22 protein-coding genes are annotated in these 23,473 nt (G+C 70.4%); 9 read left to right on the top strand and 13 right to left on the bottom strand.

Going from position 1 to position 23,473, the window contains the following annotated elements:
* Window positions 1–78: 78 nt before the first annotated feature.
* From DBV35_RS14405 to DBV35_RS14370, 8 genes are all read left to right on the top strand, one after another.
* Window positions 79–1,173: a mandelate racemase/muconate lactonizing enzyme family protein gene (locus tag DBV35_RS14405; protein ID WP_170134941.1), complete on the top strand. Its 1,095-nt coding sequence runs from the start codon at window positions 79–81 to the stop codon at window positions 1,171–1,173.
* A gap of 195 nt (window positions 1,174–1,368) precedes the next feature.
* Window positions 1,369–2,352 carry a TRAP transporter substrate-binding protein gene (locus DBV35_RS14400; RefSeq protein WP_170134940.1) on the top strand — a complete coding sequence of 328 codons (984 nt, stop codon included), beginning with the start codon at window positions 1,369–1,371 and terminating at the stop codon, window positions 2,350–2,352.
* Window positions 2,334–2,909 (top strand): TRAP transporter small permease, encoded by a 576-nt coding sequence (locus DBV35_RS14395; protein ID WP_108661016.1) that lies wholly within the window; start codon window positions 2,334–2,336, stop codon window positions 2,907–2,909. Before DBV35_RS14400 ends, DBV35_RS14395 begins: the two co-directional genes overlap by 19 nt.
* 3 nt (window positions 2,910–2,912) lie before the next feature.
* Window positions 2,913–4,193, top strand: coding sequence for a TRAP transporter large permease (locus DBV35_RS14390; protein WP_108661015.1), 1,281 nt, complete (start codon window positions 2,913–2,915; stop codon window positions 4,191–4,193).
* Between the two features lie 70 nt (window positions 4,194–4,263).
* Window positions 4,264–4,854 carry a GAF domain-containing protein gene (locus DBV35_RS14385; protein WP_108661014.1) on the top strand — a complete coding sequence of 197 codons (591 nt, stop codon included), beginning with the start codon at window positions 4,264–4,266 and terminating at the stop codon, window positions 4,852–4,854.
* Between the two features lie 33 nt (window positions 4,855–4,887).
* Window positions 4,888–6,105 (top strand): ROK family transcriptional regulator, encoded by a 1,218-nt coding sequence (locus DBV35_RS14380; protein WP_108661013.1) that lies wholly within the window; start codon window positions 4,888–4,890, stop codon window positions 6,103–6,105.
* Window positions 6,106–6,132: 27 nt separating this feature from the next.
* Window positions 6,133–6,825, top strand: coding sequence for a cyclase family protein (locus DBV35_RS14375; protein ID WP_108661012.1), 693 nt, complete (start codon window positions 6,133–6,135; stop codon window positions 6,823–6,825).
* Window positions 6,826–6,832: 7 nt separating this feature from the next.
* The gene (locus DBV35_RS14370) at window positions 6,833–8,215 is read left to right on the top strand and encodes an amidase (RefSeq protein WP_108661011.1); all 1,383 of its coding nucleotides are present in this window, start codon (window positions 6,833–6,835) and stop codon (window positions 8,213–8,215) included.
* An 88-nt stretch (window positions 8,216–8,303) separates the two neighbouring features.
* Here the strand turns inward: DBV35_RS14370 and DBV35_RS14365 are convergent, their stop codons facing one another.
* From DBV35_RS14365 to DBV35_RS14345, 5 genes are all read right to left on the bottom strand, one after another.
* The gene (locus DBV35_RS14365) at window positions 8,304–9,329 is read right to left on the bottom strand and encodes an ABC transporter ATP-binding protein (RefSeq protein WP_108661010.1); all 1,026 of its coding nucleotides are present in this window, start codon (window positions 9,327–9,329) and stop codon (window positions 8,304–8,306) included.
* Window positions 9,326–10,138, bottom strand: a complete 813-nt coding sequence (locus DBV35_RS14360) for an ABC transporter permease (RefSeq protein WP_205648685.1) — start codon at window positions 10,136–10,138, stop codon at window positions 9,326–9,328. Before DBV35_RS14360 ends, DBV35_RS14365 begins: the two co-directional genes overlap by 4 nt.
* 27 nt (window positions 10,139–10,165) lie before the next feature.
* Window positions 10,166–11,233, bottom strand: coding sequence for an extracellular solute-binding protein (locus tag DBV35_RS14355; RefSeq protein ID WP_205648684.1), 1,068 nt, complete (start codon window positions 11,231–11,233; stop codon window positions 10,166–10,168).
* On the bottom strand, window positions 11,233–12,006 hold the full coding sequence (locus DBV35_RS14350) for an ABC transporter permease (protein ID WP_108661007.1): 774 nt from the start codon (window positions 12,004–12,006) through the stop codon (window positions 11,233–11,235). The genes DBV35_RS14355 and DBV35_RS14350 overlap by 1 nt, the downstream gene beginning before the upstream one ends.
* Before the next feature lie 62 nt (window positions 12,007–12,068).
* The gene (locus DBV35_RS14345; protein WP_108661006.1) at window positions 12,069–12,698 is read right to left on the bottom strand and encodes a TIGR00725 family protein; all 630 of its coding nucleotides are present in this window, start codon (window positions 12,696–12,698) and stop codon (window positions 12,069–12,071) included.
* Window positions 12,699–12,728: 30 nt separating this feature from the next.
* On the opposite strand from DBV35_RS14345, the gene DBV35_RS14340 reads away from it, so the two are divergent.
* Window positions 12,729–13,526: a DeoR/GlpR family DNA-binding transcription regulator gene (locus DBV35_RS14340; RefSeq protein WP_108661005.1), complete on the top strand. Its 798-nt coding sequence runs from the start codon at window positions 12,729–12,731 to the stop codon at window positions 13,524–13,526.
* An 18-nt stretch (window positions 13,527–13,544) separates the two neighbouring features.
* On the opposite strand, the gene DBV35_RS14335 is transcribed toward DBV35_RS14340, so the two are convergent.
* From DBV35_RS14335 to DBV35_RS30220, 8 genes are all read right to left on the bottom strand, one after another.
* Window positions 13,545–13,985 carry a PepSY domain-containing protein gene (locus tag DBV35_RS14335; RefSeq protein WP_108661004.1) on the bottom strand — a complete coding sequence of 147 codons (441 nt, stop codon included), beginning with the start codon at window positions 13,983–13,985 and terminating at the stop codon, window positions 13,545–13,547.
* 45 nt (window positions 13,986–14,030) lie between these two features.
* Window positions 14,031–14,945 (bottom strand): hypothetical protein, encoded by a 915-nt coding sequence (locus tag DBV35_RS14330; protein ID WP_108661003.1) that lies wholly within the window; start codon window positions 14,943–14,945, stop codon window positions 14,031–14,033.
* 333 nt (window positions 14,946–15,278) lie between these two features.
* On the bottom strand, window positions 15,279–15,989 hold the full coding sequence (locus tag DBV35_RS14325) for a response regulator (RefSeq protein WP_108661002.1): 711 nt from the start codon (window positions 15,987–15,989) through the stop codon (window positions 15,279–15,281).
* The gene (locus tag DBV35_RS14320) at window positions 15,982–18,645 is read right to left on the bottom strand and encodes a sensor histidine kinase (protein ID WP_108661001.1); all 2,664 of its coding nucleotides are present in this window, start codon (window positions 18,643–18,645) and stop codon (window positions 15,982–15,984) included. The genes DBV35_RS14325 and DBV35_RS14320 overlap by 8 nt, the downstream gene beginning before the upstream one ends.
* The gene (gene kdpC, locus DBV35_RS14315; RefSeq protein ID WP_108661000.1) at window positions 18,638–19,252 is read right to left on the bottom strand and encodes a potassium-transporting ATPase subunit KdpC; all 615 of its coding nucleotides are present in this window, start codon (window positions 19,250–19,252) and stop codon (window positions 18,638–18,640) included. The genes DBV35_RS14320 and kdpC overlap by 8 nt, the downstream gene beginning before the upstream one ends.
* Before the next feature lie 11 nt (window positions 19,253–19,263).
* Window positions 19,264–21,300, bottom strand: coding sequence for a potassium-transporting ATPase subunit KdpB (gene kdpB, locus DBV35_RS14310; protein ID WP_108660999.1), 2,037 nt, complete (start codon window positions 21,298–21,300; stop codon window positions 19,264–19,266).
* Between the two features lie 11 nt (window positions 21,301–21,311).
* Window positions 21,312–23,021, bottom strand: a complete 1,710-nt coding sequence (gene kdpA, locus DBV35_RS14305) for a potassium-transporting ATPase subunit KdpA (protein WP_108660998.1) — start codon at window positions 23,019–23,021, stop codon at window positions 21,312–21,314.
* Between the two features lie 106 nt (window positions 23,022–23,127).
* A complete protein-coding gene (locus DBV35_RS30220) occupies window positions 23,128–23,283 on the bottom strand; it encodes a hypothetical protein (protein WP_157961748.1) in 156 nt (51 codons plus the stop codon).
* Window positions 23,284–23,473 lie beyond the last annotated feature (190 nt).

Here is a 23,473-nt window from a genome sequence, read left to right as displayed (position 1 = left end):
CGTGCGGCCTGCGTGGTGGACACCGGACGGAAATTGGTTCCAAGCTGTAACTAGATCGCTGGTTGCAGGAGGATGACCATGGCCGCCATTCGCGAGATAGAGCCGATCGGCGTCAGCATCCCCCTGCGCAAGCCGGTGAAGCTCGCCAGCGAGGTGGTCGCCGCGGCGGACAATCTCGTCGTGCGCGTCATGGACTCGGACGGCTTGGTGGGGTGGGGCGAGTCCGCCTCGGCGCCGACGATGACGGGCGAGCGGCTCGGCGGGATGGTGGCGGCGGTGCGCGAGCGGATCGCGCCGAGTCTCCTCGGGCGCGACGTCGAGGCGCGGCCAGACTGGGTTTCGACGCTCGCGGGCATGGCCGGGGATCCTGGTGCACGCTCGGCCGTGGAGGTGGCGCTGCACGACCTCCTGGCGCGGCGGCGCGGCGTCTCGGTCGCCGCGCTCCTGGGGACGGAGCCGCGGGCCGTTGCGGTGATCCGAACCGTGGAGGCGGAGATCGGCGCGGAGGCCGTGGCGGCGCTCCTCGCGGACGGCGTCACGCACATCAAGGTGAAGGTCGGCATGGCGGCGCCGGCGGAGGATGCGCGGGCGCTCTGCGCCTTGCGGGCGGCGATCGGGCCGGACCGCCACCTCTCGGCCGACGCCAACATGGCCTGGAGCCTCGACGAGGCCACCGCGTTCGTGGACGCCGCCGCCGAGGCCGCGCTCGACTATCTGGAGCAGCCCCTCGCGGCCGACGATGTCGCCGGTATGGCGACCCTTGCGAGCCGCACCGCAATCCCCCTCTGCCTCGACGAGGCGCTCCACGGCGTTTCCGACATGGCCCGCTATGCCGAGGCGCGGGCGGCACGCGGCGTCGGGCTGAAGCTCCTGAAACTCGGCGGCTTTTTGGGGGCGGCGGCGGCGGAGGAAGAAGCCCGGCGGCTCGGTTGGCGCACGACCTGGGCCTCAAAGATCGCCGAGTCCTCGCTCGGCGCCGCCGCCACCCTGCACGCCACGGGGTTCGCCGCCGATCTCTCCTGGGGCGTCAGCCTCACCCACGACCGGCTCGTGGGTGACCTCGTCGGCGACCCGCTGCGGGCCGAAGGCGGGCTGGCGCGGGCGCCGCAGGGGCCGGGACTGGGCGTGATCCCGGACCCGGATCTCCTCGCCCGCTACCGGGTTGATCAGTAAACGCACCAGCCGCTGAAATTTTGAGCATTCAGGCGATCTGACCATCTTCTGAGCGGAGTCGCGTTGACAGGGTCTCGGTTCCGTCATTTAAATACCGATGGTAGGTAATTCTCCGGCGGACCGCCGGATGAGTGCCGCACACCCCGACCCGTCGCATTGGAGGCAGACCCCATGTGGAGCCAGACGTTTAGGTCTTTGTTGCTTGCGGCCGCCGCCGGCCTGACAAGCGTTGCCCTGTCGACCACCGCCAACGCCCAGGACGTGACGTTGCGCTTCGCCGGCACGCTGCCGACGACGCACCACAACGCCGAGGGCCAGTACATGTTCGCCGAGAAGGTCAAGGAGAAGACCGGCGGCGCGGTCGAGGTCGAAGTCTATCCCGCCGGCCAGCTCTACAAGGCGCGCGAGATCCCCACCGCCATCGGCTCCGGCTCGATCGACATGGGGTTCAACCTCACGAGCGTCTGGTCGACCGATCCGGTCTCCGAGATCACCGACATCCCGTTCCTCTTCCGCGACGCCGCGCACGCCGCCAAGGCCTGGGCGCCGGACGGCAAGCTTTATCAGGCCTTCGCCGCCGAGATGGACAAGCGCGGCATGAAGACCGTCTACGTGATGTTCTTCGGCTCGCTGTTCGACTTCGGCAACAATGTGCGCCTCCTGAAGAACGGCGAGGATTTTGACGGCATCAAGATCCGCGGCTACGGCAAGCTCGCCGCCGAGGGGCTGCGCGCGCTCGGCGCCTCGCCGGTCGTCATGTCGCCGGGCGAGATGTACCTCGCCATCCAGCGCGGCACGATCGACGGGGCGATCACCGGCGTGACCTCGCTGGAGAGCCGCAAGATCTGGGAAGTGACCGACTACGCCACCATCACCGGCGCCGCGTTCGGCGTGATGGCGGTCAACATCTCGAAGGCGAGCTGGGGCAAATTGAGCCCGGAGCAGCAGGCCGCCCTCACCGAGGCCGGCACCGAGGTGTTCGAATGGTCGGTCGAGGAAAGCGAGCGGCGCGACGCCTCGTCCACCCAGTTCCTCAAGGACCACGGCATCGAGACCTACGTCCTCACGCCCGAGGACAAGGAGAAGTGGAAGGAACTCTTCGCCCCCGCCTATGAGGCGTGGAAGGAGCGGGCCAACGACGAGCAGGAAGCGCTCGTGGAGTGGGTCGGCTCGCTCTGAGCCCGCCCGGCGGCATCCCGGACATGGTCACGTTCTGCACGATCCTCGACCGGCTGGTTCGCGCGATCAGTCTGGCCGCGGCGGTCCTGGCCGCCGCCATCCTCCTGATGATCTTCGTCATCGTCCAGTACGAGGTGGTCATGCGCTACATCTTCAACGCGCCGACCTACTGGACCAACGAGGTCAGCATGTTCGCCATCGCCTGGGTCGGGTTCCTGGGCGCCGGCTACATCCTGCGCATCGGGCGCCAGCTCGAGATCGACATCGTCACGATGCGCATCGGCCCGCGCGCACGGCGCTGGCTCGGCACCGCGACGGACCTCCTGGGCGCCGCCTCCTGCGCGCTCATCGCCAAGCTCAGCGTCGACTTTGTGGGCATTTCCCGGATGATGCAGGCGACCAGCGCCTCCGAACTCGACACGCCGCTGTGGATCCCGTACCTCGCGCTTCCCATCGGCTTCACCATTCTGGGGCTCGAGCTCCTCGTGCGCGCTCTCGTGCGCTGGGACCTCGTGCGCGGTCGCGACGCCGACCACGCCCCCGTGCACGTGGACTGACCGATGCCCGGCGCACTCCTCGCAGGGCTTCTCGCCCTTCTCGCCACCGGCATCCCCGTCGGCCTCGGCATCGCCATCGTCGGCGTCACGGTCGGCTACTTCGTCATCGGCGATTCCAGCCTTCTCGGCGTCCCGTCCTCCGCGTTCGCCGGTGTCTCCTCCTTCCTCCTCGTCGCGATCCCGCTCTTCATCCTGATGAGCGAGATCCTGCGCCGCGCCGGCATCACCGAACTCCTGTTCGAGACGGTGACGCGCTGGGTCGGGCACCTGCCGGGCGGGCTCGCGGTCGCCGCCGTCATCACCAGCGCGCTCGGCGCGGCGATCTCGGGCAGCTCCGTCGCCAATGCCGCGGCGATGGCGATCGTCGCCGTCCCGCCGATGCTGGAGCGCGGCTACGACCGGCGCTTCACCTACGGCCTGATCGCCGCCAGCGGCACGCTCGGCATCATGATCCCGCCCTCGATCCCGCTGCTCCTCTATGGCGAGATCACCGAGGAATCGATCGGCACGCTCTTCATCGCCGGGATCATTCCGGGGATCCTGCTGGCGCTGATGCTGATCTGCTACGCGGTGTTCGTGTCGGTCCGCGGCGGGGTCTATCAGCCGATGCCGAAGGCGCCGTGGTCGGAGCGGATCAGCTACACCGTGCGCGCGACGCCGGCGCTCATCCTGCCGGTGGTGATCGTCGGCGGCATCTATTCCGGCATGGTCACGCCCACCGAGGCGGCGGCCGTCGGCTGCACCTACGCGCTGTTCGTGGCGACCGTGATCTACCGCTCCCTCTCGCTGCGCGACCTGTGGCAGGCCTTCTTCGACGCCTTCACCACCTCGGCGATGATCCTCTTCATCATCTCCGGCTCGCACGTCCTCGGCACGGTCGTCACCAAGCTGCAGATCAGCCAGGACCTCCTCGAGATGGTGCAGGCGATGAACCTCGCGCCGTGGGCCTTCGTGGTGGCGACGATGGTGCTCCTCTTCGCGCTGGGCATGATCCTGGAGGTGATCTCGATCATCTTCATCGTGCTGCCGCTGCTGCACCCGATCATCCTGAGCCTCGGGCTCGACCCGATCTGGTTCGCCATCGTCTTCACGCTGAACATGGAGATCGCCCTGATCACCCCGCCGGTCGGCATGGTGCTCTACGTGATGGCGGGGGTGTTGAAGCGGCCCATCACCGAGATCATCCGCGGCATCGTCCCCTTTGTCGGGGTGCTGGCGGTGTGCCTCGCGGTCCTTCTCCTCGTGCCGGGGTTCAGCCTCTGGCTGCCCTCGGTGCTGCAATGACACGGCTCCGGCGCGCCCCATTTTGGCGCGCCCGGCCCACCCGACCCTCGACCTGCGACTGGAGTGAACGATGAGTGGAACCGATCCGGTGGACGCCCTCCTGGCGATCCGCCGCGTGACGCGCGAGGCGAGCATGGCCGCGTCCGCCGAGGACGCGCTGTGGGAGTTCACCCGCGCTCTGCCCTCGCTCGTCGGCCGTCCGCACGCCGAGCGCCAGTCGGCCTGCACGACCTTCATGCTGACGCCAGACGCGCGGCACCATCTCATCGTCGCGCCGATGAACTTCCTGCCCGAGCAATATCACGAGCGGGTGGACGTCAATCTCGGCCACCCCGCCCATGTGCGCGAGACGTGCATGCCGCTGCTGCTGCGCGAGACGGGCAACTACCCGACCTTCGTGAAGATCCTCCAGACCTTCCGCGCCGGCTCGGCGATGTTCGCGCCCTTGATGTGGCAGGGCCGCTATCTCGGCACCCTCATCTGCGCGAGCTCGATCCCCGCGACCTTCTCCGAGAACGACCTCGCGGTGCACGAGACGGTGGCGGCGGTGATGTCCTCGGTCTGGACCGCGCACAACGGGGCGGACTGGATGGCGGGGCTCGATCTCGACAGCCTGCCTGAGCGCGTCGCCGGTCCGGACGGCTCGTCGCTCGTGCGTTAGGCTCTTTGAGCCGAGGGAGGGGCCGGCAAACGCATGCAGAAAAGAAACGTCCAGAGCGTGCGCGACCACAACCGCTCGCTGATCCTGCGCTTGTTGCACCGGCGGCCGGGGCTGTCCCGCTCGGAGCTCGTCACGCTGGTGGGGCTGACGGACGCCGCGGTCTCGCGCATCACCCGTGAGATGATCGACGCGGGGCTGATCGTCGAAGGCGTCGCGACGGCGGTGGGGTCTGGGCCGGGGCGGCGGCATGTGGGCCTCGCGCTCGCGCCGGGCGGGGCGACGGTGCTCGCCGCATGCCTCACCCTTTTCGAGACCTGCCTCAGCCTCGTCGACCTCTCCGGCAACGTGATCGCCGAACGGTCGCTCTCGGACCACATGGCGCTTCCCGCCGACCAGATCGCGGAGGCGATCGCGAACGAGGCGCTGGAGCTCGTCTCCTCCGATTCCAAGGTTCTCGGCCTCGGCGTGGTGGTGGCCGGTGCGCTCGACCATGAGCGCGGGCTCCTGCGCGCGGCCTCCATGCCGGCCCTCGTCGGCACGCCCTTCCGCCCCCTCCTGGAGGCGCGGCTGAAGATCCCGGTGCAGGTCGACAATCTCGGCAACGCGCTGAATATGGCCGACCTCGGCGACCGGACCGGCGTCCCCCACAAGGGGACCACCATGCTGGTGCATGTCGCGGTGGGCCTCGGCGCGAGCCTCGTCATCGACGGGCGGCCGCATCGCCATGGCGGCGACGAGCGGCTGCTCGGCCACATTCCGGTCGTCGGCGCGACGGGGCTCTGCCATTGCGGGCAGACGGGGTGCCTCAACACGCTCGTCTCCGGCTACGGAATCCTCACTCGCCTTTCGGGCGGGCACCGGCCGAAATCGACCGCGAGCCGCGCGGAGGACGCGGACCGCCTGTCGGCGATCATCCGCGCCGCGCGCGAGGGCGATGCCGCGCTGAACGCCCTCTTCCTCGAAGCGGGCGAGGTGCTCGGCCGCCATCTCTTCCCCGTCAGCGTCGCCGCCGCGCCGGACCGGCTGACCCTCGCGGGCCCGATGGCCCAGATTCCTGCCTACGCGGAGGGCGTGCGCCACGGGCTCGACGCCGCGTTCGGGCGGGCCGGTGTCGTGCCGCCGCCGGTGCGGATCTCGCGCATCGGCTACGCCGACGCGAGCCGCATCTTCGCGCTGGAGGAGTTCCTGCTGAACTCCCCGATCGAAATGAAACGCGTCGCCGCGTCATCGGCCGAGATGGCGACGCACTAGAATCCACAGCAAGACAGAGAGCCTGCCATGCAGCTGATCGACCTGAGCCGCGAGATCTACCACAAGATGCCCCGGCTCCTGAATCACCCCTCCATCGTGATCACGCCGTACAGCACTCACGAAGAAATCCGCGAGATGGACGGGGTGAAATTCTCCTCCGCCACCATGTCGCTGGCGATCGGCGACCATGCCGGCACGCACGTCGACGCGCCGCACCATTTCGATGCCGATCCGAACGCGATGACGATCGACGAGATGCCGCTGGAGAAGTTCTTTCTCGAAGCGGTTTGCCTCGACCTCTCGCACAAGCCGCTGAAGTCGGACATCTCGATCGAGGACCTGGAGAAGGCGATCGAGGTCGCGGGGGTCGATATCCGCCCCAACGACATGGTCCTCCTGCACATGAACTTCTTCAACCGCTGCTACGACACGCCCGGCTATCTCACCGACTTTCCGGGCCTCACGAAGGAGTCGGCGACCTGGCTCGGCAACAAGGGCATCGCGATGTTCGGCGTCGAGGCGGTGAGCCCGGGCCGGCCGGGCGGCAACAATTTCGAGGTCCACATGGTCTGCCGCGACATGGGGTTCACCCACGTCGAGGGTCTGGTGAACATGGAGGCGCTGATCGGCAAGGGCCGCTTCCGCTTCATCGGCTTCCCGCTGAAGATCCGCGGCGGGACGGGCAGCCCGATCCGCGCGGTGGCCCTCCTCGAGGACTGAGCGCACCGTGACCGCGCTTCACGCGCTGACGGCGGGCGAACTCGCCGCGCTCTATAGCGACGGCACGACCCGCCCGAGCGAGGCGCTCGCCGCGATCCTCGCCCGCTATGAGCGGGTGAACCCCGTCTTGAACGCGGTGGTGACCCTCGATGTCGAGGGCGCCACCGCGGCGGCGCGTGAGGCGGACGGGCGCTGGGCGGACGGGCAGCCGCTCTCGCCGCTCGACGGTGTGCCGGTCACCATCAAGGACAATCTCAAGGTCGGCGGGCTGCGGGCGACCTGGGGAAGCCGCGCCTATGCCGACCACGTGGCGCCGCGCGATGAGCTGGCCGTTGCGCGTCTGCGGGCGGCCGGCGCGGTGATTCTCGGCAAGACCAACACGCCTGAGCTGGCGCTCGCCGGCTTCACGTCGAACGAACTCTTCGGGGTGACGGGCAACCCGTGGGATCCGGCGCTGACGCCCGGCGGGTCGAGCGGCGGGGCGGTCGCCGCCGTGATGGGCGGGATCGCGCCGCTGGCGCTCGCGACGGATGCGGGCGGCTCGGTCCGCCGCCCGGCGGGCCACGCGGGCGCGGTGGGGCTCCGCACGACGCCGGGCCTCATCCCCCGCAGGGACGGCTTCCCGGCGCTCGCGACGGACCTCCAGACCATCGGCCCCATCGCCCGCACCACGACCGACCTCGCCGCCATGCTGGCGATCCTTTCCGCCACGACGCCGCCAGCGCCGAGCGCCGCCCTCGCGGGGCTGCGCGTGGGTCTCGTCGGACGGATCGGCGCGCACCCGCTTGACCCCGAGATCCTCTCCCGCCTCGGCGACGTCGCGGCCCTCCTGACGGACGCGGGCGCGAGCGTGGCGCCGCTGGAGGAGCCATGGGACCCGGAGGAGGCGGGCGCGCTCTTCATGGGCCTTGCCGCAGTCGGCGTCGCCGCGACGCTGGAGGATGCGCTCGCGGGAGGCTTCACGCCGAGCCCGGCCATCGCGCGCCTCGCCGAAACGGGCGCGGCGATCGACGGCAAAACCTACGCCCGCACCCTGGCGGCGATCGCCGACTATCGGTGGCGGGCGGCCGACCTCTTCGAAGCGTTCGATATCATCCTGTCGCCAAGCTCCGCCGCCCTTCCGTGGCCGAAGGCGACGCCTTTCCCCGAGACGATCGACGGCATCACGGCCGCCCCGCGCGCCTCCGCGATCTACACGACCTTCGCCAACGTCGCGGGCCTGCCGGCGCTCGCCTTCCCGGCCGCGCCTGCGGCGAACGGAATGCCCATCGGCATGCAGCTCATCGGCGCGGCGGGGGCGGACTGGCGGCTCCTGGAGATCGGCGCCGCGCTCGAGGCGATGATCGCCTGGCCGCGTCTCGCGCCGGACGTGCGGGTGCTCGGAGGGTAGCGCCGGGTCACGCGGACCGCCCGGCCGGGATCGACGCCGCGCGTTCGGCAATCATGCCGCCAGCACCGCGAGCCCGGCCAGCCCGCCGTTACAGCCCCTTCAAATCGAGCAGCGACGTCGTATCCACCGCGAACCGTACCTGCCCCCGCCCGACGGCAAGGGCACCCGGCGCGTGGGCGATCAGAATCTCGTCCCCGGCGGCGAGCGTCAGGCGCTGGCGTGTGCCCTCGAAGACCGAGGCGACCACCTCGAAGGCGAGCGGGCCGTCGGGCGCCGGCGTCAGGGATTCGGGGCGGAAGGTGATCGTGGCGGGGCCATCCGGGTGGGCGAGGGGGATCGTGCCCCATTGGGTCTCGAAGCTGCCGGCGGTGACGCGGCCTTGGAGGCGGTTGACCGGGCCGAAGAAGCGCGCGACCTCGTCCGAAGCCGGGGCGAAATAGACCTCGCGCGGCGTGCCGACCTGCACGATCCGCCCCTCGCGCATCACCACGATGCGGTCGGCGAGCGCCAGCGCCTCGGCCTGGTCGTGCGTCACGTGCAGCGCCGTCGCGCCCTGTCCGCGCACCATCGCCTCGATGTCCGCGCGCAGCCCTTCCCGCAGCCCCGCGTCGAGCGCGGTGAGCGGCTCGTCGAGGAGGATGATGCCGGATTTCGGGGCGAGCGCGCGGGCGAGCGCGACGCGCTGGCGCTGGCCGCCGGAGAGCTTGTCGACCCGCCGCGCGGCGAGGTCGGAGAGGCGCGCGGTGGCGAGCATCTCCGCCACCCGCTCGCGCCGCGCCGCACGCTTCCAGCGCTGGACTCGCAGCCCGTAGCCGACATTCCCGGCGACGCTCATGTGCGGAAAGAGGGCGTAGGACTGGAACACCATGCCGACGCCGCGCTTCTCGACCGGGAGCGCCGTCACGTCGACCTCGTCGAAGAGGATGCGGCCGCCGCCGTCGGGCTGTTCGAGGCCCGCGAGGAGGCGCAGCAGGGTGGTCTTGCCGCAGCCGGACGGGCCGAGCACGACCACGATCTCGCCGCGTCCGATCGAAAGATCGACCGGCTGGAGGCCCCGCGTGCCGTCGGTGAAGGTCTTGCCGACGCCATCGAGGCGGATCGCGCGGCCGCTCATCGGGCGCGCCCCGGACGGACGAGCTCGGCGAGCGCCATCACGGTCGCCGCGAGCGCGAGGAGGACGAGCGACATCGCGGCCGCGGCCGGCAGGTCGGACCCGGTGTCGGAGATCTTGGAATAGAGAACCATCGGCAGGATCGGGAGCTGCGTTCCGGAAAGGGCGAGGGCGGTGCCATAGGCGCCGAGCGCCACGGCCGCGGTGAGGGCGAAGGCGGTGAGCATCGCCGGCGCGACCTGCGGCAAGACGATGGTGAGGAAGGCGAGACGCGGCCCGGCGCCGAGCGCGCGCGCCGCCTGGATCTGCGCCGTCTCGAAATTCACCACCACCGGCAGGATGACGAGCACCGCGCGCGGGATGAGATAGTAGCAATAGGCGAAGGCGAGGCCGGCGGGCGTGTAGATGATGCCGCCGACCACCGCCGGGTCGAACCCGACCTCGGCAAGGAGCAGCGTCACGAAGCCGGAGCGGCCGAACACCAGGATGAAGCCGTAGGCGACGACGAGCCCGGAGAAGGAGAGCGGCACGGCGATCACCGTGAGAAGCGCCGCCCGGCGGCCGGGCGACAGGCGCGCGAGGTGGAGGGCGACGGCGAGGCCGACGATGGTCGAGACCGCCGGCGCGACCGTGCCGAGGACGAGGCTGCCGGAGATGCCGCGCCAGAAGACCGGGTCGGCGGCAAGGCGCGCGAACGCGGTCCCGCCGTCCGTCGCCGCCTCGCCGACGATGCCGGAGAGCGGCCAGACGAGGAAGAGGAGGAGAAAGGCGCCGGCGGGAACCGCCAGCGCCAGCCGCATGCGGCGTGTCATCGGGCGCGAAGTTCCGGTGCGCTCGGTCTACTGGCCGCCGAGCACCGCCTTCGACCAGGCGCTGTCCACCGCGGCCTTCATCTCCTTGGCCTTGGCGACGTCCAACGGCTGAAGCTGCGGGGCGGCCGGCATCTTCTCCACGACCTCGGCCGGCAGCGCGACGCCCGGAACGGAGGGGCGCACGAAGCCGTCCGCGAAGCGGGCCTGGCCTTCGTCGGTCATGATGAAGTTCAGCCACAATTTCGCGGCGTTCGGGTTAGGCGCGCCCTCGACCATGGAGATCGCGTAGGGCGCGGCGGCCGACGCCTCCTCGGGGATCACGACCTGGACGGCGTCGCCCATCCCGTCCGTGTACTTGGCCTTCAGCCCGTCATTCTCGTAGCCGATATAGATCGGGATCTCACCCTTCACGAACTGCGCGTAGGGGGTGGTGCCGACGGTGCGCATCACGTTGCCGGCCTGGTGCAGCTTGGTGAGATAGTCGATGCCGGGCGCGATGTCGTCCATCGAGCCGCCATTGCCGAGGGCGGCGGCGAACACCAGCACCTGGCCCTGGCCGGTCGAGCGCGGGTCGAGATAGACGATCGTGTTCGCGTACTTCTCGTCGAGAAGGTCGGCCCAGGAGGTCGGGACGTCCTTGACGAGGTTGGTGTTCACGAGGAAGGCGATGTTGAGGGTGTGGATCGTGAACCAGCGGCCCTCGGCCTCCTTGAAGGGCGCGGGGAGCTTCTCGAAATTCACCGGCTGGAAGGGGGCGACGACGCCCTTGTCCGCCGCGTCGAGGGCGGAGCCGGCGAAGTAGTAGGCCGTGTCGGCCTGCGGGCGGTTCTTCGTCTTTTCGAGGGCGACGACGGTCGCGGCCGAGCCGAGGTCGTTGTAGACGATCTCGACGCCCGGATAGCGCTCCTTGAATGCCTTGAACTGCGCGGCCCAGTTGGCCCAGGTCGGTCCCGTGTCGAACGAGACGACGATGCCTTCCTGTTGCGCGGCCTCGTAGAGGGCGGCTTCGCCCTCATAGAGCTCGGCGCCGTCGAAGGCGTGCGCGGCTGAGGCGAAAGACACTGCCGCGGCGGCGGCGAGAAGCCAGCTCTTCATCATCGGGATTCCCTTATTGCGGCCGCGGTGAAAAGCGCCGAGGCCGTTCCGGTGAGGAGTGAGAGGACGAGCAGGACCACCGTGGCGGCGCAGGCGAAGCCCGTGGCGCCGTAGAAGGCCTGCAGGAGGACGATCGGGTAGGTGCGGTCGAGGAAGCCGGCGATGAGGTTCGACAGCTGGAACTCGCCGATGGAGATGGCGGCGACGGTGACGAGCCCGGTGAAGAGGCTCGTGACGCACACCGGCACCACGATGTCGAAGAGCCGGCGCCAGAAGCCGGCGCCGAGCGTGGCCGCCGCCGCTTCGAGGTCGGCGAGCCCCAGCGCCTCCATGTCGTTCATCAACGCGGCGACGAGGTAGGGCAGGGTCAGGAGCGTGTGGCCGGCGACGAGGAGCCAGAACGAGCCGAGCCAGGGTGTCGCGGCGGTGGAGAAGGCGATCAGGAAGCCGAAGCCGAGCGTGATCTCGGGCGCCGCGACCGGCACCATCATGACGAAGCGCACGAGTCGGCCGAAGCCGCGCGCCGCGCCGGTCGCCGCGTAGGCGAGCGGCAGGCCGATGAGCGTCGCGAGCGCGCAGGTGGCGAGGGTGACCTTGAGGCTCGTCCAGAAGGCGCGCGAGAAGCTCGGGTCAGCCGCGACCTCGGCGAACCAGCGGGTGGTGGCGCCGCTCGGCAGGAGCGTGTTCGTCCACGTCTCGCCGAACGCGCCGATCACGAGCAGCGCGATGGGCAGCGCGAGGTAGACGAGATAGGCCGTGGTCACAACCGCCATGGTCGGCTCCGTGGTGAGCGATACCTTCCATAACGACGCCGATTGTAAGTTTTATGACGCCGTTATGCCAGGGGCAGGTTCAACAGATGTCGGGCGACATGACCCATCGCCTCCTCGACCGTGGCGCAGACGATGGCGCCGTTGACCTCGGGCGCGCCCGCGAGCGTCAGCACCAGGCGGTCGAAGTGCAGGCCGTAGGCGATCTCCGACAGGGTGCCGTAGCCGCCGCCGACCGCGATCAGCACCGTCGCGGCGCGGGCGATGATCGCGTTGCGGGCGGGGCCGAGGCCGGTCGCGATCGGGATGGCCACATAAGGGTTCGCCGCTGTCCACTCGTCGTCCGGAAGGATGCCGATGGGGAGGCCGCCGGCCGCGAGATGGCCTTCGCACGCGGCCTCCATGACGCCGCCCTTGCCGCCGCAGATCATCTGCACGCCGTATTGGCCGAGCGCCTCGCCGAGCGCGCGGGCGATGTCGGCCTGCCCCGCCTCCGGCACGCGCGGGCCGATGACGGCGACGGGCAGGCGCCGCGCGCGTCCGGCGTTCACCGCCTTCAGCGCGGCGCCGGGGTCGACCGGCCGCGCGTCGGCCGGCGCAGGGCCGTCGGTGACCCATTCACGCCGCCAGGGGTCGAACCGGGACGTGTCGCGCCAAACCGTCCCGTCGGCTGCGAGGCGCAAATCTGGCAGCATTGGCTGTCCCCATGTTAAATCACACATGCTATGATCGAAAACTTACACGAGACGGAGATCCTGGGGGAGCGGCGTGAGCGAATTTTGACAACGCTCACGGCGGACGGGTTCGTCACGATCGACGAACTCGCCAAATCCTTCGGATGCTCGGCCCAAACCGTGCGGCGCGACCTCATCGCGCTCGAGGCGGCGGGGCTCGTGAAGCGTTTCCATGGCGGAGCCGGGCTGCCGGGCCTCGCGGCGCGGCCCTCCTATGGCGAAAAGCGAGAGGCCCACCCGTCCGACAAGCGCGCGATCGCCGCCGCCGCGGTGCGGCTCATGGCGCGGGGCGATGTCGTCTATCTCGACACCGGCACCACCCTCGAGGCGGTGGCGCAGGAGCTTGCCGAGGCGGCGGAGGCCGGTCGGCTCGCCGATGTGCGCGTGGTGTGCGGCTCGATCAACGCGGCCTCTGTGCTCGCCGGAAAGCCGGGCCTGCGGGTCGAGATCCTGCCCGGCGAGATCCACACGCCCGACGGCGCGATCACGGGAGAGGCAGCGGCTGCGCTCGGCGGCCTCCGGCTCGACCATGCCTTCATCGGCGTCTCGGCGTTCGACGCAACGGGCGCGCCGTGGGATTTCGACCCGGCGAAGATCGCGGTGAAGCAGGCGGCGCTCGCCGCCGCGCACAATGGTTGGGTGCTGGCGGACGCCTCGAAATTCACCCGCACCGCCCGGCGGCGGATCTGCCGCGCGGCGGACCTCACCGGCCTCATCACGAACCAGCGCCCGCCGGCCGCCCTTACGGACGCGCTGGACGCGGCCGGGTGCAGCATCGTGCTGGGCTGAGGCGGGTTTCGCGGCGCGTCAGTCGTGCTTGAAATCGACGAGGCGGCCCGCCCTGTCGAACGCGGCCTTGATCTCACGCCCGTCCGCGGCGACGCCCTCGATCTCGACCCCGCCATCATCGTCGATCTCGATCTCCCTGAGCCGCGCGAGGTCGAGGAGCGCGGGGAAGGCCGTCCGCTCCTTGCCGACGATCGCGTCGACGAGGTCGATCGGCAGGCCGGCGCCGCGCCCCTTGGCCTCGACATCCTCGAGCCCCGCGCGGTTGAAGTGGGCCTCGACGTGCGTCCCGTCGGGCAGCGTTCCCCATATCTCGACGCGGCCATGGTCCCAATGACGGCGGCCCTCCTCGGAGAAGCCGACGCTCGCGAGGGCATCGGGAAGCGGGCTCACCGTCTCGGCAAGCACCGGCGCGGCCAGCGAGACGCCGAGGGCGGCGAGGAGGATCGTTTTGTTTCGCATGGAATCTCCATTCCGGTGCGCGCGGCACGACGTTCTATTAGCCGACTAAATGTCGAGGCGGAGGCGCTTCCACAGGGCGCCGATCGTGTCGATGTCGGGGACGAGGGCGTCGACCAGTGCACGCGCCTCCGCGTCCCTGTCGCATTGCGGATCGACGTTGGCGGGCCCGCTCTGCTGGTTGTGGCGTGCGAGGCCGAGCGCCGCCATGCGCGCCGCGGCCGCCGCGTCCACATCGATGCCGAAGAGGCGCAGCCGCTCGGCGAGATAGTCCGGAACCGGGAGGCGGTCGGCGTCGATGCCGACGACGCGCGCGCCATTCCCGGCCGCGATCAACCCATAGATCGCCTGCCGCTCCTCCACCTCCAGCGCGTGCCAGAGGCAGAGCTGATAGTCCGAGTGGCGCTCCCAGTCGGGCAGCCGCAGGAGGTTCGACCCGCCCGGATCGAGGAAGAAGTTCACGCCGAACCGGCTGCGGCCGGGGATCCAGCCCAGCCTATGGAGCGAATGCGCGACGGATCGGGCCGGACGGTGGAGGAGCACAAGGTCGAACTTGAGCCGCAGCGCGAAGGCGGCCTCGAAGAAGCCCTTCCCGAACGCGTTGTGCGTTTCGAGGTAGGTCGCGCCTCTGGGGACGGACGCCTCGATGGCGGGGATCTTGTCGTGGATCAGGAAATCCTCGGCGAGGCGGATGTTCCGCTGCGCGTGGCGCGCGAGCCAGGCGAATTTCGGCTCCGGCTCGTGCACCGCATGGAGGCCGGGGACGGCCGCCGCCATCGCCGCAAGCGCGCCGCTCCCCGAGCGCCCGTTCGTGATGGTGAACACGAGCCGCCGTTCGGCGCAGACCTTCTGCGCCTTGGCCACGACGTGCTTGCGGCCGGCGGCGACCGAGATCAGCCGGTGCCGCGCCTGGAGCTGCCGGGTGCGCCACTCGCGGTGCGAGGAGACGATCGACGTGCTCATCCGGGTCACCGCGAACGGGCGGCGTTGGGGAGGTTTGCGGCGGGACCTGCCATGCGACTTCTTCCGGAGGACTGAGCGACGGGCCGACCCTACGGCCGGCATGTGTGCGCTGATGGTCCGGATCGTTTGCAGATGTTGCAGCCGGGGGTTCGATTGCATCGCTTCGTGTCGGCGCGCGGTCGCCATTGCAGTTCGATACAAATCCGGACGCCAACGCGCGCCACGGCGATCGGAGGCGAGGAGATCTTCCGTGCATTCGACACCGACGACCCGCAGCTCGGCTGCATCCGGCTTGCTCCGCTCGGGCGAACCTCTGGGCGCGGGCAACGGGCGTCAAACAGACGGCGGCATGTCGCTGGCGCCCACGAGGAGGCGGTAGCCGATGCCCGGCTCGGTGCGGATGAAGCGCGGGTTGGCGGGATCGTCGCCGAGCTTGGCCCGGATCTGGCCGACATAGACGCGCAGATATTGCGTGTCGTGCACGTGCGCCTCGCCCCACAGGTCGGCAAGGAGCTGGCGCTGCGTGACCACCTTTCCGGCGCTCCTGACGAGGAGGGCGAGGAGGTCGAACTCCTTGCGCGTCAGCCCGATCTCGCGCCCGTTGACCGTCACGGTCCGCGCGGCGAGGTCCACCTTCAGCGCGCCAAGATCGAGGGTCGGCGCCTCCGGGACGCCGGGCCGGGCGCGCAGGAGCGCCCGCACGCGCGCCAGAAGCTCCTGCACGCCGAAGGGCTTTACGACGAAATCGTCCGCGCCCGCGTCGAGCACGGCCACCTTCTCCTCCTCGGTCGAGCGGACCGAGAGGATGAGGATCGGGCCGGTGAACCAGTCGCGCAGGCGGCTCACCACCTCCCGCCCGTCTAGATCGGGCAGGCCGAGATCGAGGACGACGAGGGCGGGGCTCTCCGTCGCCGCCTTGCCGAGCGCGCCCTCCCCGTCGCGCGCCTCGATGACGCGGTAGCCGGACGCGGTGAGGCTGATCCGGAGAAATTTGCGGATCGCGTCATCGTCGTCGACGACGAGGATCTTCGCGTCGTCAGGCATCGGGCGGCTCCGGCGCGAACTGCGGGGCGGCCGGCTGGGGCAGGCCGATCTCGAACCGCGCGCCGCCGCCGACGCGCTCGCCGACCGTGACGCGCCCGCCCATCGCCTCGACGAACCCGCGCACGATGGCGAGGCCGAGCCCGGTGCCCGCGCCCTGGCGGTCGCTGTTCTCGGCCCGCCAGAAGAGGTCGAACACACGGTCGCGCTTGTCGGGCGGGATGCCCGGCCCGTGATCGGCAATGGCGAGGACGAGGCGGCCCTCGCGCCGCTCGGCCGTCACCTCGACCGGCGCGCCGGAGGGGCAGTAGCGGGCGGCATTGTCGAGGAGGTTCACGATCACCTGCTCGAGGAGGGTCGGATCCGCCTCCACGATGGTCGCATTCGGCGCGATCCTCACCCGAACCTCCGTCCCCTCCAGGCGCTCCTTCAAGCGCTCCCGCGCCGCTGTTACCACATCGGCGAGGTCGAGCCATTCGCGCCGCACGGCGAGCGCACCATAGCCGAGGCGCGTCATGTCCAGGAGGTTCTGGATGAAGCGGTTGAGCCGGTTCGCCTCCGACCCGATCGTCTTCAGAAGCTCCGCCCTGTCGCGCGCGCCAATGCTCGGGCCGAGCGCGTCGAGCGTGGAGACCGCGCCGATGATCGACACCAGCGGCGTGCGCAGATCGTGGCTGACGGAGGAGAGGAGCGCGGTGCGCAGCTTCTCGGTCTGGCTGTAGCGCTGGGCCTCGGCGGTCTCGGCGATCATGTGCGCGCGTTCGAGGACGAGCGCGGCCTGGTCGACGAGCGTCTCGAGGAGGCGGCGGTCGGCGGCGCGCAGCGGCTCCCCGCCCGCCTCGCGCCGGACGCCGAGGACGCCCTCGGTCCGCTCGCGCGTGATAAGCGGGACGAAGAGCCAGGCGCTCGACGGGAGCGTGTTCGTCGACCATCCCGCGCGCTGGCCCTGCCGCCACGCCCAGTTGGCCGCGGCCTCCGACGCGGCGTCGATCTCGTCGATCGGCGGGGAGGCGGCGAGGACGGCGAGGCGGCCCGTCGCGTCGGGCGTGAGGAGGACGGTCTCGACCGGCACCGACGAGCGCACCTGGCTGACCACGGTCCAGGCCATGTCGTAGTCGCTCGTCGCGGTGAGCGCCTTGCGGGTGAACTCGTAGAGGGCGCGGGTGTGCCGCTCGGCGAGGCGCATGGCCGCCACCTGCGCGTTGAGCCGCGCGCCGAGGATGCCGACGACGAGGCTGAAGAGGAGGAAGAAGCCGAGCGTCAGCACCTGCCACGCGTGGATCATCGTGAGCGTCAGGCGCGGCTCGGTGAAGAAATAGTTGTAGGCGACGAAGGCGAGGATGGAGGTGAGGACGGCGGCCGGCACGCGCCCCGTCGCCCCGCTCGCGAGGACGGGGGCGAGGAAGACGAGGGAGAGGTTCGCGAGCGGCAGCGTCTCGTCGACGAGGAAGCCGAACGGGACCGCGAGGGCGACGAAGAGGATGCCGAGGAGATAGGGGCGGATCGAGAAATCGTCCGGCAGGCGTTGCGGCGGCGGCGCTTCGGTCCCGCCGCCGCCGAGCACGGCGATCTCGAACGCCTCGCCGCCGGCGATGAGGTGCTCGTGGAGCGGGCGGCGGAAGAGGCGGCGGACCCGGCTTCCGGCGCCGACGACGATCCGGGAGACGTTGCGGCGCCGCGCGAAGTCGAGGATCGCCTCGGAGCGGGAGCCGGCGGCGGACATGCTCTCGGTCTCCGCGCCGAGCTGCTCGGCGAGGGCGAGCGCCTTCTCGACGCCGGTGTCCGAGCCGCCGGTCTCGCTGACGGCGAGCGCGATCCACGGCGCCCGGCTGCGGTCGGCCATGCGCCTGCCGGTGCGCACCAGCCGCTCGGCATCGGCGCCGGAGGTGAGGCAGACGAGGATCCGCTCGCGCGCCGGCCAGGCCGAGGCGACGGCGTGGCCGCGCATGAAGTCGAGCATGTCGCGGTCGACGCGCTCGGCGGCGACGCGCAGCGCCATCTCGCGCAGCGCGGTGAGGTTGCCGCGCGAGAAGAAGCGGGTGATCGCGCGCGCCGCCTGCTCGGGGACATAGACCTTCCCTTCGCGCAGGCGCTTCTGGAGCACCTCGGGCGTGACGTCGATCAGCTCGATCTCCGTCGCCTTCTCGAGCACCGAGTCGGGCAGCGTCTCGCGCACCTTGATGCCGGCGATCCGCTCCACGACGTCGTTGAGGCTCTCGAGATGCTGGATGTTCAGCGTCGTGTGGACGTCGATGCCGGCGGCGAGGAGCTCCTCCACGTCCTGCCACCGCTTGGCGTGGCGGCTGCCGGGGATGTTGGTGTGGGCGAGCTCGTCGATGAGGATGAGCGCCGGCTGGCGGGCGAGGATCGCGTCGAGATCCATCTCCGGGAAGGAGCGGCCGCGATAGGTGACGACGCGGCTCGGGATCGTCTCGAGGCCGACGAGGAGCGCCTCGGTCTCGCGCCGGCCGTGCGTCTCGACGATGCCGATGACGACGTCGATGCCCTCGGCCTTCGCGTCCTGCGCGGCCTTCAGCATCTCATAGGTCTTGCCGACCCCCGGCGCCGCCCCGAGGAAGATCTTGAGGCGGCCGCTGCCCTCCCGGCCGATCTCGGCGAGGAGGGCGTCCGGATCGGGGCGCTCGTCGGCCTCAGTCATCGGGGTTGGTCGCGGCGGTCCTCGCGGGCGCGGCCTCTGCCGGCGGGGCGGCCATCGGGAAGGCCTCGTCGAGGGCGAGGTTGGCGAGGAGCACGTTCACCACGGGCTCACCGACGAAGCCGAGCGCCCGGCCCTCGACATGGGCGCGGAGGAAGGCGCGGATCTCGGCGGGCGCCACCCCGCGCGCCGTGGCGATCCGGGCCGCCTGGGCGAAGGCGCCCTCCGGCGAGATATGCGGGTCGAGGCCCGAGGCCGAAGCGGTGACGAGGTCGACGGGCGGCTTCACCTCGTTCGCCGCCTCCAGCGCCGCGGCGCGCGCCGCGATCCCGGCGACCAGCGCCGCGTTGGTCGGCCCGAGATTGGAGCCGGCGGAGTTCGCGGCGTCATAGTCGACCGCGGAGGGGCGCGGCCAGAGATAGCGCGGCGCCGCGAAGGGCTGGCCGATCAGCGCGGAGCCGATCACCACGCCGTCGCGCTCGAGGAGCGAGCCGTTCGCCTGGTGCGGGAGGATCGCCTGGGACAGCGCCGTCATGCCGAGCGGATAGGCGAGGCCGAGGAGCGCCGTCATGAGGATGGTCAAGGTGAGCGCGGGTCTGACGAGAGACATGGGCGAAACCTTCAAGCGAGGCCGAGGGCGACGACGGCCATGTCGATGAGCTTAATGCCCACGAACGGCACGACGAGCCCGCCGAGACCATAGATGAGGAGATTGCGGCGCAGGAGGGCGGCGGCGGACATCGGCCGGTAGGTGACGCCCCTCAGCGCGAGCGGGATCAGGAAGACGATGACGATGGCGTTGAAGATCACCGCCGAGAGGATCGCCGAACCCGGCGAGGAGAGCCCCATCACGTTGAGTGCCTGGAGCTGCGGGTAGGCGCCGACGAAGAGCGCCGGGATGATCGCGAAATATTTCGCGACATCGTTGGCGAGCGAGAAGGTCGTCAGCGCGCCGCGGCTGATGAGGAGCCCCTTGCCGACTTCCACGACGCGCATGAGCTTCGTCGGGTCCGAATCGAGGTCGATGAGGTTGGCGGCCTCCTTCGCGGCGGCCGTCCCGTCATTCATCGCGACACCGATATCGGCCTGCGCGAGCGCCGGCGCGTCGTTGGAGCCGTCGCCGCACATCGCCACCATCCGCCCCTCCGCCTGCGCGGCGCGGATATATTCGAGCTTCTTCACCGGCGTCGCCTCGGCGACATATTCGTCGACACCGGCTTCCGCCGCGATGGCGGCCGCCGTCAGCGGGTTGTCACCGGTGATCATTACGGTGCGCACGCCCGCCGCGCGCAGCTCGGCGAAGCGGGCCTTGATGCCGGGCTTCACGACGTCCTTGAGGTGGATCACGCCGAGCGCGCGTCCGTCCTGCGCGACGATGAGGGGCGTCCCGCCCGCGCGGGCGACGCGCTCGGCGTGCTGGCGGACCGCGTCGGGCAGGCTCCCGCCTTGCGCCGCGAGCCACTTCGCCACCGCGTCGACGGCGCCCTTGCGCAGGATCGTGTGCGGATAGTCGATGCCGGAGAGGCGCGTCTCGGCGGTGAAGGGGACGAGCGTGCCGCCGCTCTCCTCGCCGCCGCGCACCCCCATCCGCTCCGCGAGCGCGACGATGGACTTCCCCTCCGCCGTCTCGTCGCCGAGCGAGGCGAGCCGCGCGGCGCGGATGAAGGGGTCGGGCCCCTCCGGATTGGCGGAGATGAACTCCTCCGCCTGGCGGGCGCCGAAGGTGATCGTCCCGGTCTTGTCGATGAGGAGCGTGTCGACGTCGCCCGCCGCCTCCACCGCGCGGCCCGACTTCGCGATGACATTCTCCTTCACGAGGCGGTCCATCCCGGCGATGCCGATCGCCGAGAGGAGCCCGCCGATGGTGGTCGGGATCAGCGTCACGAAGAGGGCGAGGAGGAAGGCGACGGGGATGGCCGCGCCGGAGAAGATCGCGAAGGGCTGCAGGCTCACCACGACCATCACGAAGATGATGGTGAGCCCGGTGAGGAGGATCGACAGTGCGATCTCGTTGGGCGTCTTGCGCCGGTCGGCCCCCTCCACGAGGGCGATCATCCGGTCGAGGAAGCCCTCGCCCGGCGCCTGCGTGATGCGCACGACGAGATGGTCGGACACGACGCGCGTGCCGCCGGTCACGGCCGAGCGGTCGCCGCCCTCCTCGCGGATGACGGGGGCCGACTCGCCGGTGATCGCGCTCTCGTCGACCGAGGCGACGCCCTCGATCACGTCGCCGTCGGCGGGGATCATGTCGCCCGCCTCGACGAGGACGAGGTCGCCCTGGCGCAGCTTGCGCGAGGAGACCGGGACGGGGTTCGCGCCGGGCGCCGCGACGCGCTTCGCGGTGGTTTCGGCCTGCGTCGCCCGCAGCGAATCGGCGCGCGCCTTGCCGCGCCCCTCCGCCATCGCCTCGGCGAAGTTCGCGAAGAGGACGGTTGCCCAGAGCCACAGCGCGATCTGGACGAGGAGGGCGGAGGACGTCCCGCCGACGCCCGCCACCGCATAGAAGGTGGCGAGAATGGCGACGACGGCGGTCACGAAGATGACGGGGTTCCGCGCGAGCCGCCGCGGGTTGAGCTTCAGGACGGCGTCGCGCGCGGCGCGGGAGAGGAGGCCGGGGTCGAGGAGATCGGGGCTTGCGGCCGGTGCGTGCTTGCTCATGGACTGGACCTTTAGTGGGCGCCGAAGACCGTGCCGGCCGTCATCGCGAACTGTTCCGCGATCGGCCCGAGCGCGAGCGCCGGGAAGAAGGTGAGACCGCCGAGAACGAGGATCACGGCGATGAGGAGGAGGACGAAGAGGGGCCCGTGCGTCGGGAAGGTGCCGGCGGATGCGGCGACGGTCCGCTTCTCGGCGAGCGCGCCGGCGACGGCGAGCATCGGCACGATGAAGGCGAAGCGGCCGAGGAGCATGGCGAGCCCCTGCGCCGTCGTGTGCCAGGGCGAGCCCGCCCCGTAGCCCGCGAACGCGGAGCCGTTGTTCCCCGTCGCCGAGGCGTAGGCGTAGAGGATCTCGGTGAGCCCGTGCGGCCCCGGATCCTGCACCGCCGCGACCGCCTGCGGCACGACCGCCGCGAGCGCGCCGCCGCCGAGGATGCCGATCGGCATCGCGAAGAAGGCGAGGAGCGCGAGCTTGACCTCCTTCGCCTCGATCTTCTTGCCGAGATATTCGGGCGTCCGCCCGACCATCAGCCCGGCGATGAAGACGGCGAGAACGACATAGGAGAGCATTCCGTAGAAGCCCGCCCCAACGCCGCCGAAGACCACTTCGCCCGTCAGGATGTTGAAGAGCGCGGCCATCCCGCCCAGCGGCGTGAAGCTGTCGTGCATCGCGTTGACGGAGCCGTTGGAGGCGGCCGTGGTGGAGACGGCCCAGAGCGCGGAGTTCGCGATGCCGAACCGTGTCTCCTTGCCCTCCATGTTGGCGGGCGCGCCGGCGACGGCGTCGGCGATCAGCGGGTTGCCGACCGTCTCGGCGGTGTAGGCGATGCCGAGGCCGACGGCCCAGAGGATGCCCATCGCGGCGAAGATGGCGCGGCCCTGGCGCGCGTCGCGCACCATGCGCCCGTAGAGGAAGCAGAAGCCGGCCGGAATCGCGAGGATCGCCAGCATCTCGATGAGGTTGGTGATGGCGCTCGGGTTCTCGAACGGGTGCGCGGAATTGGCGTTCCAGAACCCGCCGCCATTGGTGCCGAGCTGCTTGATCGCGATCTGCGAGGCGGCCGGACCCTGGCCGAGAAGCTGGTGCCCGCCGCTGATGGTCTCCACCGGCGTGTAGGGCAGGAGATTCTGCGGCACGCCGAGCGCGACGAGGGCGAGGCCGAGGACGATCGCGAGCGGGAGGAGGAGCCAGAAGGTCGAGCGGACGAGGTCGACCCAGAAGTTGCCGAGATGCTTCGTCTCACGCCGCGCGAAGCCGCGGATCACGGCGACGCCGACGGCGATGCCGGTCGCGGCCGAGATGAAATTCTGCAACGTCAGCCCGGCCATCTGGCTGAAATAAGAGAGGGTCGTCTCGCCCCCGTAGGCCTGCCAGTTGGTGTTCGTGACGAAGCTGATGGCCGTGTTGAAGGCGAGCCACGGGGTGAGCCCCGGCAGCCCTTCGGGGTTCCACGGATGCCATCCCTGCGTGAGGAGGATGGCGTAGAGGAGGACGGCGCCAGCGAGGTTGAAGGCGAGCACGGCCGCCGCGTACTGGACCCAGCTCTGCTCGGCGTCCGGGTCGACGCCGGCGGCACGGCACACCGCGCCGTCGACGCGCGCAAGGACGCCGCGCCTCGTGTGGGGACGGTCGAGCACGGCGGCCATCCATTTTCCCAGGATGATCGCCGCCCCGGTGACGAGCGCCGCGTAGAGCGCGAATTGTGCGAAGTCGATCAACATGGGAGCCTCAGTATTTCTCCGGGCTCGCGAACACGAAGCCGAGATAGACGAGAAGTCCGAGCGCCACGACGCCGCCGAGGATGTATTCGAATGTCATGTCGGGGCCTCAGAGCCGCTCGCAGAGCCGGATCAGGCCGAAGCATCCGGCGAATCCGGCGAGCAGGATGGCGAGATAGACGATTGTCAGCATGATGATTCCTGGCCGCGGCACCTCTATGAGGCGCCGGTTCTTTGCGCGGGCGTCGGTGGGCGGCGGGCCCAAGGGCGCTGTCGCGCGTGGATGAACGCGGACAGAGATCGGCGACGGCGGTGCGGCGGGCCATTCCGAAGTGGGGATGCCGGCGTAGAGTTTGCGTAAAGCCCTTATGCGCACTTTACGCCGTCGGCCCGTGGACCGGGGCCGCCCGGCGCGGCAAACCGGTCGCGCTCCGATTGAACACGGTCGGAACACA

It is taken from the genome of Acuticoccus kandeliae, from assembly GCF_003073115.1.
Note: the sequence above shows the minus strand (reverse complement) of the source record. Positions and strands in the feature narration are given on the sequence as shown.

Bases quoted from the DNA above. Each gene is read 5' to 3' on its own strand.
- DBV35_RS14345 (WP_108661006.1), bottom strand. From the start codon at position 12,698: ATGCTGCCAGATTTGCGCCTCGCAGCCGACGGGACGGTTTGGCGCGAC.
- DBV35_RS14390 (WP_108661015.1), top strand. From the start codon at position 2,913: ATGCCCGGCGCACTCCTCGCAGGGCTTCTCGCCCTTCTCGCCACCGGC.
- DBV35_RS14320 (WP_108661001.1), bottom strand. From the start codon at position 18,645: ATGACTGAGGCCGACGAGCGCCCCGATCCGGACGCCCTCCTCGCCGAG.
- DBV35_RS14405 (WP_170134941.1), top strand. From the start codon at position 79: ATGGCCGCCATTCGCGAGATAGAGCCGATCGGCGTCAGCATCCCCCTG.
- DBV35_RS14360 (WP_205648685.1), bottom strand. From the start codon at position 10,138: ATGACACGCCGCATGCGGCTGGCGCTGGCGGTTCCCGCCGGCGCCTTT.
- DBV35_RS14340 (WP_108661005.1), top strand. From the start codon at position 12,729: ATGATCGAAAACTTACACGAGACGGAGATCCTGGGGGAGCGGCGTGAG.
- DBV35_RS14385 (WP_108661014.1), top strand. From the start codon at position 4,264: ATGAGTGGAACCGATCCGGTGGACGCCCTCCTGGCGATCCGCCGCGTG.
- DBV35_RS14375 (WP_108661012.1), top strand. From the start codon at position 6,133: ATGCAGCTGATCGACCTGAGCCGCGAGATCTACCACAAGATGCCCCGG.
- kdpA (WP_108660998.1), bottom strand. From the start codon at position 23,021: ATGTTGATCGACTTCGCACAATTCGCGCTCTACGCGGCGCTCGTCACC.
- DBV35_RS14350 (WP_108661007.1), bottom strand. From the start codon at position 12,006: ATGGCGGTTGTGACCACGGCCTATCTCGTCTACCTCGCGCTGCCCATC.
- kdpB (WP_108660999.1), bottom strand. From the start codon at position 21,300: ATGAGCAAGCACGCACCGGCCGCAAGCCCCGATCTCCTCGACCCCGGC.
- DBV35_RS14365 (WP_108661010.1), bottom strand. From the start codon at position 9,329: ATGAGCGGCCGCGCGATCCGCCTCGATGGCGTCGGCAAGACCTTCACC.
- DBV35_RS14380 (WP_108661013.1), top strand. From the start codon at position 4,888: ATGCAGAAAAGAAACGTCCAGAGCGTGCGCGACCACAACCGCTCGCTG.
- kdpC (WP_108661000.1), bottom strand. From the start codon at position 19,252: ATGTCTCTCGTCAGACCCGCGCTCACCTTGACCATCCTCATGACGGCG.
- DBV35_RS14355 (WP_205648684.1), bottom strand. From the start codon at position 11,233: ATGAAGAGCTGGCTTCTCGCCGCCGCCGCGGCAGTGTCTTTCGCCTCA.
- DBV35_RS14335 (WP_108661004.1), bottom strand. From the start codon at position 13,985: ATGCGAAACAAAACGATCCTCCTCGCCGCCCTCGGCGTCTCGCTGGCC.
- DBV35_RS14330 (WP_108661003.1), bottom strand. From the start codon at position 14,945: ATGAGCACGTCGATCGTCTCCTCGCACCGCGAGTGGCGCACCCGGCAG.
- DBV35_RS14325 (WP_108661002.1), bottom strand. From the start codon at position 15,989: ATGCCTGACGACGCGAAGATCCTCGTCGTCGACGACGATGACGCGATC.